The sequence below is a fragment of the Paenibacillus urinalis genome (assembly GCF_028747985.1).
Taxonomy (GTDB): domain Bacteria; phylum Bacillota; class Bacilli; order Paenibacillales; family Paenibacillaceae; genus Paenibacillus; species Paenibacillus urinalis.
The window spans coordinates 1-12,589 of sequence record NZ_CP118111.1 but is presented as its reverse complement, the minus strand read 5'-3'; the positions used below and the strand labels follow the sequence as shown (position 1 = coordinate 12,589).

11 protein-coding genes are annotated in these 12,589 nt (G+C 41.1%); 8 read left to right on the top strand and 3 right to left on the bottom strand.

The features are described 5' to 3' along the window. Positions 1-543: 543 nt before the first annotated feature. The 7 genes from PUW25_RS27415 to PUW25_RS27390 all read left to right on the top strand — a co-directional run bounded on the left by PUW25_RS27415 (position 544) and on the right by PUW25_RS27390 (position 7,185). Positions 544-966, top strand: coding sequence for an MreC domain-containing protein (locus tag PUW25_RS27415; protein WP_274338323.1), 423 nt, complete (start codon positions 544-546; stop codon positions 964-966). An 83-nt stretch (positions 967-1,049) separates the two neighbouring features. Continuing rightward, the gene (locus tag PUW25_RS27410) at positions 1,050-1,679 is read left to right on the top strand and encodes a MerR family transcriptional regulator (RefSeq protein WP_274338798.1); all 630 of its coding nucleotides are present in this window, start codon (positions 1,050-1,052) and stop codon (positions 1,677-1,679) included. 194 nt (positions 1,680-1,873) lie between these two features. After that, positions 1,874-2,440 (top strand): recombinase family protein, encoded by a 567-nt coding sequence (locus PUW25_RS27405; RefSeq protein WP_274338321.1) that lies wholly within the window; start codon positions 1,874-1,876, stop codon positions 2,438-2,440. Between the two features lie 330 nt (positions 2,441-2,770). Beyond that, positions 2,771-4,099 carry a replication protein gene (locus PUW25_RS27400; RefSeq protein ID WP_274338334.1) on the top strand — a complete coding sequence of 443 codons (1,329 nt, stop codon included), beginning with the start codon at positions 2,771-2,773 and terminating at the stop codon, positions 4,097-4,099. A 201-nt stretch (positions 4,100-4,300) separates the two neighbouring features. After that, positions 4,301-4,600, top strand: coding sequence for a tyrosine-type recombinase/integrase (locus PUW25_RS27575; protein ID WP_420799988.1), 300 nt, complete (start codon positions 4,301-4,303; stop codon positions 4,598-4,600). A 319-nt stretch (positions 4,601-4,919) separates the two neighbouring features. Beyond that, positions 4,920-6,464, top strand: coding sequence for a winged helix-turn-helix domain-containing protein (locus tag PUW25_RS27395; RefSeq protein WP_274338327.1), 1,545 nt, complete (start codon positions 4,920-4,922; stop codon positions 6,462-6,464). Between the two features lie 391 nt (positions 6,465-6,855). Continuing rightward, positions 6,856-7,185 (top strand): 26S proteasome regulatory subunit family protein, encoded by a 330-nt coding sequence (locus PUW25_RS27390; protein WP_139632861.1) that lies wholly within the window; start codon positions 6,856-6,858, stop codon positions 7,183-7,185. Positions 7,186-7,417: 232 nt separating this feature from the next. Here PUW25_RS27390 and qacH read toward each other — a convergent pair whose 3' ends face one another. The 3 genes from qacH to PUW25_RS27375 all read right to left on the bottom strand — a co-directional run bounded on the left by qacH (position 7,418) and on the right by PUW25_RS27375 (position 9,787). Beyond that, complete coding sequence (gene qacH / locus PUW25_RS27385; RefSeq protein WP_274338326.1) at positions 7,418-7,795, bottom strand: quaternary ammonium compound efflux SMR transporter QacH; 378 nt, start codon at positions 7,793-7,795, stop codon at positions 7,418-7,420. Then, a complete protein-coding gene (locus PUW25_RS27380) occupies positions 7,795-8,358 on the bottom strand; it encodes a TetR/AcrR family transcriptional regulator (RefSeq protein ID WP_002019922.1) in 564 nt (187 codons plus the stop codon). The genes qacH and PUW25_RS27380 overlap by 1 nt, the downstream gene beginning before the upstream one ends. A 292-nt stretch (positions 8,359-8,650) precedes the next feature. Further along, positions 8,651-9,787 carry a hypothetical protein gene (locus tag PUW25_RS27375; RefSeq protein WP_274338325.1) on the bottom strand — a complete coding sequence of 379 codons (1,137 nt, stop codon included), beginning with the start codon at positions 9,785-9,787 and terminating at the stop codon, positions 8,651-8,653. A 1,148-nt stretch (positions 9,788-10,935) separates the two neighbouring features. Here PUW25_RS27375 and PUW25_RS27370 point away from each other — a divergent pair. Beyond that, positions 10,936-12,378: a tyrosine-type recombinase/integrase gene (locus PUW25_RS27370; protein ID WP_274338324.1), complete on the top strand. Its 1,443-nt coding sequence runs from the start codon at positions 10,936-10,938 to the stop codon at positions 12,376-12,378. Positions 12,379-12,589 lie beyond the last annotated feature (211 nt).

Sequence of the window (12,589 nt, the reverse complement as noted above, 5' to 3'; positions counted from 1 at the left end):
AGTTTTAAAAGAGTAATCTATCATAATTTTAAAACATCGTTCATTTTAATGAATGGTATTTTAAAACAATCATCATTACTTTGATGAATGATGTTAAAGAATGAAATATAAAAACCTCAATCTAGTTGTTGCATGAAGATAAAACGTTGGTATAATGCGTTTTTTAAGTAAATAGTCTAAAAACATAGAAGATTAAAATAAAATTCTAAACAATTCCTAATCAATAAAAAGAACGTTTTTGAAAAGATAGGAAACCATTTTGATTATACATTCTAAACAAAGTTTAAAACAAAAATCATATAAATGATTATTGTTTTAATAATAATAAATGAATAATGTATAAAATGTTTGTTCTTTGGTAAAATTATTCTTAACAAAAATTAAACTATAAAAAGAATGATGTTTTATAAAAATAATGACAAAAAGAATATAGTATAAAAGTTTAATTATAAAAAAGAATAAACTTTTTATTGAAGAATGTTGTAAAAGATTGTTAATTTAATGTATAATGATTGTAATGAGATTAATTTAGGAGGTCATTTTATGCCATATATAAGTTCAAAACCGGACATTTTGCCTGGTCATATCGCGATGGAAGACGCAATTGAGCGTTTGCAGGGCGCGGGATTGATGGAAAAAGACGCAAAATACCCTGCACAGATCGTTCGTCGCTTAATTTCGGCGGGAGAAATCGAAGGAACAATGCCAGGGTCGAAGTATCATGGCTATCAAGTCGTTGAAGAATCGCTTTTGAAGTACATTGCCGAGCAATCCATGAGCCGCCAGGAGCTTCTAGAACGCTCTAAACGCCTGGAATCGGCTGAAATGGAACGTGATGAAGCTTGGAAAAGCTTGAAAGAACTGAAGAAAGAGAACGCGAAGCTAAAGCGGCAGCTGGCGAAGTTAGATCCGACATCGATTAAGGCAGAAAACGAAACGAAAAACGAAGAAAGAGACGCTGAATAAGCGTCTTTTTTGCGTGAAATTTTCGATTTTTACTAGGAAAATGCCGATCCTATGCCGAAAACAAAATGGAGGTGAAATTCGTTATGGAAAACGAAGAAGAAGTAATTGAAGATTCGCTTAAAGCGATCTCACCAAAAGCATTTGGCAAATTTCTCGATACGAAGGCAGAAACATTGCGTAATTATGCGTTAGCATTAGAAAAAGCGGGCTATACGTTCTCGAAAAGTGAAGGTGGACACCGCAGATACATCCAAGATGACTTCGCCATTTTCAATATATTAAAGAGTCACATTTCAAATGGTTTGCCGGTTGAACAGGCGGCAGCGTTTGCGGTGAAGCAAATCCAACAACAAGCAAAACCGGCAGTAGTTCCGCAAAAAAATCGCTCGTCTAGCGAAACGAATTTGGCAAAAAACGAATCCGGCGAAGATTTGGCGGCGTATGATGCCCGTTACGCTGAAATAGCGGCGAAATTGGCACTCCTGGACCGAATTCCGCAATTAGAAGAGCAGCTGCGTCGCCAGGATGAGCGGCTAGAGAAAATCGAAGCTCAAACCTCGCAATTTGGTGTTTCGGAATTGGCAAAAGCCTTGCACGAGATCCAAAAATCGGAGCGAATTGCAGCAGCTGCGGCAGAAAAAAACGAAATCGAAAAAGAAAAACGCGGCTTGATCGCTTCGATTTTTTCAATTTTTAAAAAAAAGAAGGCGTAAAAGCCTTCTTTTTTTTGGGGTAAAAAAGGTTTTTCATTTTAAAAAAGAAATATCTAAAAGGTACACCTTTTAGAACTCTATAAAAATTCAGATCTCAAAAAAACGACCCCTTGATATATCAGGGTTTGTCATGTCTATAAGGTCTGTCTAAAATAGTTGGGGGAAAATGATATAGGGATTAAGGGGGAGAAGTCATGATATACGGCTATGCGAGAATTTCGGATAAATCACAGAACTTAAATTCGCAATTGGATGAATTAGAAAAGTTCGGCGTGGATGAGATCATTCAGGAGGTGATTACCGGCGTTTCGCCGGTCAAAGACGGGTTGGATGCACTCGTTGAAAAAGTGGAACGTGGCGATAGCATTATCGTTACGCGAATGGATCGGTTAGGCAGAAGCACCGTTCAGTTGCTGCAGCTCATTGAAACGCTAGAAAAAAAAGACGTTCGATTTCGAATTTTAAATTTGGATCTCGATACGCGCGGACCACTTGGAAAGCCCATTATTGCGATTTTGGCGGCGTTCTCGGAGATGGAGAGGGCAATGAACAAAGAGAAGCAAAAAAGGGGCATAGAAGCGGCGAGAAAGCGCGGGAAACACCTGGGGCGTGAAGCCATAGGTTATTCTCGCGAAGGCATGCAGAAGGCGTTAGAGCGCTATATAGAGGGCAAAGAACTCGTATCCGACATTTGCGCCGAGTACAATATCCCGCGCAGCTCTCTTTATGCGATGGCGAAAAAGGCAGGCATTAAAAGATAGTGAGTCGTAATCCTTTACTTTTACTAGGTTAGTAGAGTAGATTGGTTTTAAAGACGACAGGAACCGGCATGGATCCGGTCGAAATAACAAAGAAAAAGCAAAAACGCCAGCCCTGGCAGGCTGACGTTTGCTAAAAATGTTGTGGGGATGGACTAGATCCTCACGCTTAATCTTATTCGATACCTCTAATCTAAATACTTTTATCAGAAAACGCAAGTTCCTTGTGCGAAAAATTTCTGGTAATCCGTTTTGATAGAGGTCATTAAGCGTGAAGGTAACCAAACCCACTCTATCGACGGTACGTCGTAAAAAAAGAGGGGGGTATTTTTGTTGGAAGCTAAAAAGAAAAAAATAGAAGATACATCATATATCAACGATATGCCTTTGTCTGAATATATGGGTTTATATGATTCGCGGCTGCGCAATGCTTGGGTCGTGGTTTGTGAAAACAAGGCAAATAAGCCGCACGATGAAAAGGAAAAGGTTTGGGTCCAAACCGCGTTTCAAACAAAGGACAAGCAAAAAGTCATTGATTTCATAGAATCAAGTGATCGTAAAGACTATTACATAACAGCTAATGCGTTTAAGAGCGTTCATAGGGTTACAGAGGACAGCGTACAAGTTCCTGCGTTGATTCTTGACCTGGACATATATAAGTCGCTTAAATACGGTTCTATGGCTCCTGAAGACGTGTTGCCGCTTCTTGAACGGGATTACTTCGGCAAAGTCGTTCCATATCCAAACGGTGTTGTCTTTTCGGGGTATGGGCTGTACCTGGTGTATGACATGCAGTTTACGCCAGGCACGCCAGGAACGATTTTGAAACGAAAAGTCATCATGAAGATTCTTTTCGAGCTTCTAAAAGATTTCGGTGCCGATTCCAAGTCTCTCGATGCTGCGCATGTGTTCCGTCTTCCTGGTACGATCAACGGCAAAAACGGCGAAGAAGTCGAAGTTTACTCTCGGTTTAATTCGTTGCCTGGATATACGCTGCAGCAGCTGCAGCAAAGTCTTCCGAGCCTGTGGGATGTTTATAAAAAAGAGCGAAAAATCGTTACCCAAAAAGAAAAAAAATCGGTGGCACCGGTGCATCCGTTCCTCAAGGGGCAAAATCTTGCTGCTGACCGGCTGAAGGATCTCAAGACGATTGCAAAGGACATATTCAAGCGTAATTGTGAAGGATATCGGGAGCATTTGCTTTTCCTGACGCGCAATTTTTATCATTGGATGCACGAGGAAAGGTTCAAAAACGGAGATCCATTGCTCTTTGAAGAATCGCAAACATTAGCGCTGCAGTTCAACGACTCGTATTTCATTGAACCGCTGCCTGAAGAAGAAGTGCTAAAGCAAACGCTCAATAGGAAAAAGCTCTATAGGTACAGCCAGGCGAAGATAAACGAACTGTTCGACCTGGATTTAGATGCTCAAATCAAGCTCAACATAAAAACGCCTGAAGCTGTAAGGCACAAGAACAAAATACGGCTGCGTAAGGCGCGTGGAGGCTCTGAGAAGGGCAAACGTGCAGAGACAAGGGCGGCGATCGTCGAAGCGATTACGGCGAATCCTGAAGCGCCTGACTACAAAATTGCGGAGCTAGTGAAGGCGAAGCTTGGAAAATGCAGCGATATGACGGTTAAAAAGGTACGGGCTGAACTCTAAAAAACGAGTTTTCCCATTTTCGTACCACATGTATTAAAGAACTTAAAAAGAAATGACGTAGTCCCCGAACTTTTTGATTTTATCCACAAGATATATAAAGATATAACAGAGACACAGAGATACTATCCACACTGGACTTATTATATTCATCTTCAGGGAGCAGTCAGGGAAACCTGGTTGCTTTTTTGTGTTAAAGATTAGATGCAGAATGATATTGAAATGGTGTGGTGGTTTTTGTTGTTGGAGGGCTTAGCGCACTTTTATTTCGGGCGAATTATGGCATGGCATATCATCAAAGGCGCTGCAGAAAAGTGCGGGATCCAAAATATATCGACGCATTCGACCAGGAAAACAGCAGCTTGGCATTTTTACTATCAAAATAATCGAGACATTTTTTTGACCATGCAGTTTCTGGGTCATAAAGAGTCCAGGGAAACGCGCAGGTACTTGCAGTTATCTGATGATGAGGTCAATACACAGCTTCATCAAATGTATTTATAATGCGAGTTTTCTTTACTTTTGATAGTTTGATAGTGTAACTTGATTTCATATGGTACGACAGGATTCGCATAAATCTTGTCAAAGGTTTAAAGAAAGTGGCGTTAAACGAGGAAACGTCAGCCCTGGCAGGCTGACGTTTCGGGTGGGACCGCAGATCCCGTATAAACTATCGATATATTCATCTTACTGATTCTGCCGAAAATCGCAAGCTCCTTGCGAAAAAAAATTCTGGCAATCCGTAATTTGGGTCTATATGGTTCTGCGGGCTCCCACCTTATCAACGCGATTAATGATCGCAAAAGAAAAGGGGGGTTTTTTAGTGGGTATTTTTAGTCAACTTGACGCAAATAGAGAATCAAGCGTTCATGATTTACTCGCAAGGAAGGGCATTACGCTCGAATTTCAAAACAATCTCGAATCTGTGCCGTTAGACGCTCAAGATTCTGAAAATATGGCTCTTATAAAGCGGATTTTCAATAGCGTAACGATTAGACCGACGAAAATAGACATGATCATTCAACGTGATGCCATGTATAACAACGCCAGGCGGTTCATTTGCGTTTTAAATCGCAATAATGAAACCGGCGGTGGCTATCAAGACCTTTATGGTTTCAACGAATTTGAAAGAGAACGCGGTAAATACATAGGCGAAAGCGAAAAAATGATTTCTTTTTCAACCTTCTACAGCAAGCATCCGGCGAAAAATGGTGCGGTTCGTACGCCAGAGAACATTTTTCGGACAAGCGTATTCGCGCAAGACATCGATGCGGGTAAAGATGGCATGCCAATCGAAGAGCAGCTGCGTCGGCTTCACGGATTAGTGATTCAAAATAGGGTGCCGCTGCCAAACAAGATTCTGTTTAGCGGCACCGGTATTCAGCCATTTTGGTTTACTGAAAGTCTCATGATGAAGGTAGGCAGCAAAGTCTATCAAACGTGGGAAGGCATTCAACGGGCAATTTTTGCGGCGTTGGATGAAGCAGGATTGAAGCCCGATCCAGCGGTGTTCAATCCATCGCACAATACACGTATGGTTGAAACGATAAATGAAAGAGCTGGCGGTAAACTCGTTCGCGGGTACGTTTTACATACCGAAAGAAAACGTCTTGGCTTCTTTATCAATCATTATTTTACGGCATTACATGATGTGTTTAAGGCTGCGCCGGTTAAAAAATCAGGCAGCAAGGTCGTCAAATCGCCGAAGTTTTGGAACCAACATTCATATGCCTGGGGCATGATTCAAGACATGAACCTCATTCCCGAGCTTAAAGTACGCGAAGGTGAAACGATCGTCGGGCTTCAATGGCGGTGGCGTATGGCGACAATCGTTCGTTTCTTCGCCTGGATCTATTGGGACGATGAAACGATGGCGTTAAAGCAAGTTGAAGAATGGTGGATGAATCTACCGGCTTCAGAGCAAGAAGGTACAACTTTGAAAGAAATCATGCGTAGATCGAAAACGGCAGACCGTTATTACCTGGAATTCAAGCAGCAAATGTTCGATAAAAAGAAGTACAAGCAAGCTGGTTTGTTTTATAAAAACGAAACACTCGTTAAGGAATTGCAATTATCGGTCAATATTCAGCTTCAGCTCAATATCATCAAGATTCGCAGCTACAAAGACAAGTCCAATGAGAACAAGACGGGGAAAAAATGGGACACCGAATACGAGAGAACGCGGAATACCATTCGCAGAAAAGAACAAGGCGTAAGCACTCACGCGGATAAAAAACGAGCGAAAATCGAAGCGATTACGGCGGCTTTAGCAGCGAATCCGAATGCAACAGTAAGGGAAATCGCTAGTAAAACCGGCATTTCTGTCGGCTCCGTTCAAAATTACATCAAAAAAATCAAGGGAGAATAATCGTTCTTATTTTTATGTTCAAATGTGCGTGTTCAAAAAAAAACCCATAAAAGACGTTTTTTTTGTTAGTACAAGAAACCAATTAAGATATATAGATAAATATGAACATTAGAACAGAGCACTTATTTATACTAAAATTTATGGAGAGAGCAGTCAGGGAAACCTGGTTGCTTTTTTTGTATTTAAGATTAGATGCAGAATGATATTGAAATGGTGGGGTGGTCTTTGTTGTTGGTGGGCTTAGCGCACTTCATCTATGAATTTCCTCCAACGTGGAAGAGAAAAGAGCCGAATCCTGAAATGTTCTCTTTCTTTCCGTTTTGTGAAGGATCCGAACCCAGCAAACGAATCGAACGATTCATTTCTGCAGAGTGCGCAGCTGAAAGCTGATATGCAAATTGGACAAGATAAAATTCGCTATTATTACAAGGATATTGAGGAGAATTTAGACTCATTAGCAGAGAAAAAAGCACTGCAAAAAGTGAAGCAAACAGACATTGTAAAGAACTATGGAGACTTGATAGAGAAGTACAATGGACTCGTTAATAAATACAATGACCAGTTGAAGGAGAAAAAGCAGTTAAAACAAGAGGTGGACACTCTAAAAATCGAGAACCGGTCTTACCAAAATGAGAATCGGGAATTGAAATCAGAGAACGGAAAATTGAAGGAAAAACTCGTGCAGATCAGCAAGGAGTTTTCTGTTTTTAAAGAGGGGTAGCGTCAGGGAAATGCGGATTTACAACGGTAAGCATTTGATACAAGTCTTATGAGACAGTCAGAAGTCATTTAAAACGCTAATTTCATTATGTCTCAATAAACTCTACTCTATTGGAATTGTGAAGTGATACACTTAAACTAACGTACGCAGGTTTGTTGAATAAGGACTTCAAAAAATACCCTTAATTAAGCTAAAAAGTCCTTCTCTTTATTAAGAAGGACTTTTTTATGTGTTATTCCATTGTCTCATTCATTGTAATAGTTTCGCTTGCTTCATGACCAGATTCTCCATGTCCTGGTCCAAACAAATTCAATATTACAACTCCTACAACAATCAGTGTTATTCCTGCAATGCTAGCCATGTTAATTTTTTCCTTCCAAACTAAAACTGAAATTACTGTAGTCAAAACAAGTCCTAAACCTGCCCATAATGCATATGCAGTGTTTAAGGGGATTGTTTTTAGCGACAAGGATAAAAAGAAAAAACAACCAACGATTGCTATTATTACCCCTATTGTAGGATAGAGTTTTGAAAAGCCTTCAGATGCTTTTAATAGGGAAGAGCCAATAATCTCCCCCACTATTGCAAGTGCTAAATATAGATATGACATTATTCGTCCTCCTGAATCATGTTTATTAGTTCATCAAAAACTTGTGTTTTTAGTTCTTCATTTAATGGTGCCATTCCAAATATTTCTGAAAACCAAAGACCATCTATGGATAATCTTGTAATTGTTATTTTGACAGGATCAATTCCATCAGTTATTAACTTTGTATGCAAAATATCGTATCTCTGCCGGAATTCATCTAATAAATCTGGATTAATAAACATAGCAGCCATTAGTGCGGAATTTAGATTATTGTTTTCTAAATCGGAAAATGTAGATTTAAGATAAGCCCTATTCCATTTTCCTATTGCGTTATCATCGTCGTTATTAACTAACGTATTAATGCATTCGAAATAATTATTTGTCCAATCTTCCACCATTCCTTTAATTAATGCTTCCTTGCTAGGAAAATGGTATAATAATCCACCTTTACTCACGCCAGCTCTTTGGGCGACTGCCTCTAATGTGAGTTTGACAACTCCTTCTTCTTTTACAATTTCAGATGCAGCAATCAATATATTTTTTTTCTTATTAGCATGCTTTGAAATAGACATAATAACCTCCATAACTTAGATACATATAATATACCTTCTGGACGGTTTTTTTGTCAATCGAATTAAAGCTCTTATTTAATATCACTCTTTCACATAAAAATAATCCAATAAATTAATCTAAAGATTGTGAAGAAATGTACTTAAAGTAAAGGGAGCTTTAGTTCAACAGTCGATTTCTTAAAATCGGCTTTATTTATGGGTGAAAATTACATTACCGTTGTAAATCCGCATTTTCAGGACTCTACCCCAAAGACGATATTCACTTTTTTGTAGACCTTCAGCAAGCCGAAGGCGCGATAGCTGCTTAAATATTTATGCGCTTAATTGTTTTGGCTTTTTTGCCTGCAGCAATTTCAGCATCATAGGCAATTTTCGCTTTTTTAAGCAGTTCGGCTTTTTGTTCTCGGCGCGTTGAAGCGTTGCGCGTCACGGCTGAAAATTGTTTTTGGGCATAGTATTCGGCGACATTGGGGTAAATCTCCCAGGCGTTAATATCCACGTAATAGGCGGGCTTGGTTATCATACGCTCGATGCTCTCGCGCAGCTTGTCCATAAAATGATTGCCAGTCTTAAAAAGGCTGGCATCCTGGTGCAGCATGTGCCGTTCATCTTGGATTGTAGGGCGAATATGGTATTTTGGCGTTTGCTGCAGGTACAAACGTGCGGCAGCTAATTTTTCTTTGCTCTCCTGGATCTCGTCGCAAAACAGCTTATGTTGCGCTGCATCGATGTAACCGAAATCAAATTCCTTCTGTACGTAGGCTGCAACGGCTAAAATCACGTTTTCGCTTCGGTCTAATGTATCTGAATAGGCTTCGCCCTCTTTGGTCGTTAAAACCGCGTCAAAAACGCTCTCAAACGCCACGTTTATCTCATTGACCAGGATCGATTTTTGCTCTTCCTCTTGTTCTTCATAGATACTTTCCCAAAGTTCTTCCGGGGTCATGTTCCGGCGGTTTTGTTTTTCGTTTTCGGTCGTTTCGTTTTTATTTTTGTTCGGTTTTTCAAGTGAATCCGAAACGATAATCCAGCGCCAAACGTCAGGAGATGCATCAAAACGTAGCTTGATTTCTTGCCGGTAAAATTCAATGGGATGCGGGTGCTGATTATCGTTTTCTTTTTGGATCTCAATTTTAAAAATGCGTTCGATTTTGCGGATCGCGCCGGTCTTGTAACTCATTTCTACTTCGATGAGATTGCGATAACCGCCGTTGATCACAACGTTTTTGCCGCGAATGGGCGCTGAAAAGTAGTTTAAAATCAGTTTTTCGCTAATCGCAATCGTTGGGACAACCAGGGTATGCGGATCGTTTTCGTCAAAATAGGGTTTAAATCCATCACGGTTATAGTCGCCGATGCCGGTCGCACGAACGAGTGCGGGGTCATCAATAGGTTTTTTCCGCACGATAAGCGGCGGATAATGCTTGGTATTTTTGATCATAAAATTCACTCCTTTCATATTAGTGGAAAATTATGGTTGTATTACCACAAAATAGGTGTATAAATGGTATAATTATTATATATCCATGTGCTCAAAATCCGCGAGAAATCCAGATTTTTCGGATATTGAGACCAAAGATAACCAAGATATGGGATGCCAGCATTTTTTCGCGTCCTGCATTTTGGTTATTTTGACGTTAAGACAACAGATTTTTAAAAATAACCAGAAGCTGATCCTTAGGTGAAGCTCAAACCAAAAAAAATTGAAGGAAAAGGAGTGTCCAACATGCATGAACCCTCATTTTGCGGCATACGTTTAGCAGTGAAATATGCAAAGATTCTAAGAATTTGGAATGAAGTAGGTTGAGATCCAGAACGAAAAACACTTGTTAAAGCGCAAGCAGCACGCATTGACCTGGGCGAAGGAATCAGGATGTGTGCAGGGCAGCCAAACTTTCGGGTGTGAAATAGCTATAACGGAAAATGAGAAATACGCAAGGATTGTTGTTGTCGAGGTCAGTCAGTCACGCTTTAAATCGCGGTTGCAACGCCGCAAAACCCTCTGTGGACTTGTATTGGGTAAGTCGATGATTTCTATCGCTCCAATGAACTAAGGGATGTCATTAAATTGACACTTGTTGTAGCGAGTAACAAATGGAGTTCCTGGGGGGGACGGGAAAAACAAAATAGTTTGTCTAACGGGATGCAGCAAATGCTGGGTGCCTTTTTGCGTTGTGCGGGGCTTCGTCTTTGTGCCGCCTTCGATCGCCGGTCATTGTCAGGCGTGCAGCAGTTGCTGCACATGCCTGGCGATGACATGGGCGAACGAAGTGCTTGCGGCATGCTCTAGCGTGCTTGTGGCGTCCGCTAGGACGTCACGAGTGCGCGTTCGTGACTGTCGTCACGAACGCGCCGAGTGACGGACGACGCGGATGACGCAGGCACGTGCCTTTAGCCCAGTCGCAAAGCGACTGGGCGTGTCCTTCGATCGCTCTACCTCTATTCATAGAGGTAGAGCGAGGGCAAAGCCCGAGCTGCCTTTCAATCGCCCACGGGGCGCGGCTTCTCGGGTTTTTCGCTTTGTAGGGCTTTTTTCTCCCCAAAATGAAAAATTGGATTATACTGGAAGCGTGAGGGAAGGTGATCAACATGGCGTTAAGTCCTGAAGAACAAGCAAAACTGAAGCAATCGTATGAAAGACGCAGCAATTTTGGGGGCAAGCACTACAGCGGAAATAAAAAAGAGAAGCTTTCGAAAAAGAAAAAAGCAGAGATGGCGGCGAGCGGCGAAAAACCGGTCAAAAAATCGAAGGTACAGCGAAAACTCGGTCACATGACATCGAATGAACGTGCCGAGCTCTTCAATCTCAAAAAACAAGCTGATGACCTATTTATCGCAAATTCGCGTATCGGACATAAAGAATCGAACCATCACGATGGCACCGAGTACAGCAAAGGCACGAAAAGCGATATCGCTACGCCTGGAGAATTGCGGGTGGCGGGCGTGCATTCGACGGATACGTGGAAAACGTACCGCAAACGCGTGGACACGTTCTTAAAATTCGCTTACGAAAATTTTGGTGTAAAAACGCTCGAAGAATTGGACAATCCAACCATTTTAGGATCGTTTTTAGAGTCCCATATCAGTAAAAACAGCTCGGCTAAAACAATTGGCAGTTACATGAGCGGTATAAAAAAACTCGTTGAAATCGGAAATTCGGATCGCGGTTTTAATGTGGATATGTCTGGTCTATTATCGGATAAATCGCTTTACGAAAATCGATTTTTATATAAAAAAGAAGATTACCGACGCGGCAAAACGATTCCAGCAAAAGAAGATGAATCGGAAAATAAAAAACAAAAACCGCAAAACGGTTATACGTTGCGTGAAGCTCAAATTATCGCTAAACACGCGGGTAAATTGTTTTCACCTCGCGAACAAGCGCTGGTCGAAGTGTTCACTTACGGCGCGCCGCGTGCGGACGAAGTACTTGGTATCAAGTGGCGGCAGCTCGATTTTGGATCTAATCGCGTCTACCTGGACGATGACAACCAAAATAAAAACGGGCGAATCCGTTTTATTGAACTTCCGGAAAAAACAATGGAAACGCTGAGAGACATTTGGGATAGTGGCATTGCCGGAAACAATAAAGAAACGCGGATTTGGGGCTCTAAAATGAACGAAACGGACGTACGCAACATCATAAAAGATGCGTGTGCTTCGGGTAAAGTTGGCTATTCCGCTTTGCATGACTTCCGCAAAGCAAACAATGAATACATTAGACGCGAAGTCAAAAGTGGACGATTAACCCGCGAAGAACTCGCTGATCGTACGATGGCGCACGTTAGCATTAAGGACAAAAACGGCAATATGCCACTAAATCCAATCGTCAATAAAGTAGAGATCCGTTACCGCAAAGACGAAAAAGGCAAAAGTCGCCCTTACAAGGTGATAGATAACACTGTTAAAGAACCTCTTTTTACGCGTGAAAAGCTGCTCGCAATGTCCGATAAAATGCTCATTAAAGCATATATGGCACAAGTTTTGGGTCACAATCGAACGTCGAGCGTCAATCCGTACGACAACGGCTAAAAACAAGCCCGATTTTGCGAACAAATGTTCGCAAAATCGGGCTTGTTTGGTTTTTCCCGAAAATCACGCTGCGGCAGCAGAGAAAACCAAGTAAAATGAGCGTTTTCGGGCTCGGTCGGTCATTTTCTGAAAAATTTCCTAAAAATGGTGAAAAATTAATCTGAGTAATCCGATAAGAAATTTTATAAACATTATTCATTATAAAGAATAA

Coding starts and splice junctions, on each gene's coding strand:
- PUW25_RS27415 (WP_274338323.1), top strand. CDS start 544: ATGCCATATATAAGTTCAAAACCGGACATTTTGCCTGGTCATATCGCG.
- PUW25_RS27410 (WP_274338798.1), top strand. CDS start 1,050: ATGGAAAACGAAGAAGAAGTAATTGAAGATTCGCTTAAAGCGATCTCA.
- PUW25_RS27405 (WP_274338321.1), top strand. CDS start 1,874: ATGATATACGGCTATGCGAGAATTTCGGATAAATCACAGAACTTAAAT.
- PUW25_RS27575 (WP_420799988.1), top strand. CDS start 4,301: ATGCAGAATGATATTGAAATGGTGTGGTGGTTTTTGTTGTTGGAGGGC.
- PUW25_RS27390 (WP_139632861.1), top strand. CDS start 6,856: ATGCAAATTGGACAAGATAAAATTCGCTATTATTACAAGGATATTGAG.
- qacH (WP_274338326.1), bottom strand. CDS start 7,795: ATGTCATATCTATATTTAGCACTTGCAATAGTGGGGGAGATTATTGGC.
- PUW25_RS27380 (WP_002019922.1), bottom strand. CDS start 8,358: ATGGAGGTTATTATGTCTATTTCAAAGCATGCTAATAAGAAAAAAAAT.
- PUW25_RS27375 (WP_274338325.1), bottom strand. CDS start 9,787: ATGATCAAAAATACCAAGCATTATCCGCCGCTTATCGTGCGGAAAAAA.
- PUW25_RS27370 (WP_274338324.1), top strand. CDS start 10,936: ATGGCGTTAAGTCCTGAAGAACAAGCAAAACTGAAGCAATCGTATGAA.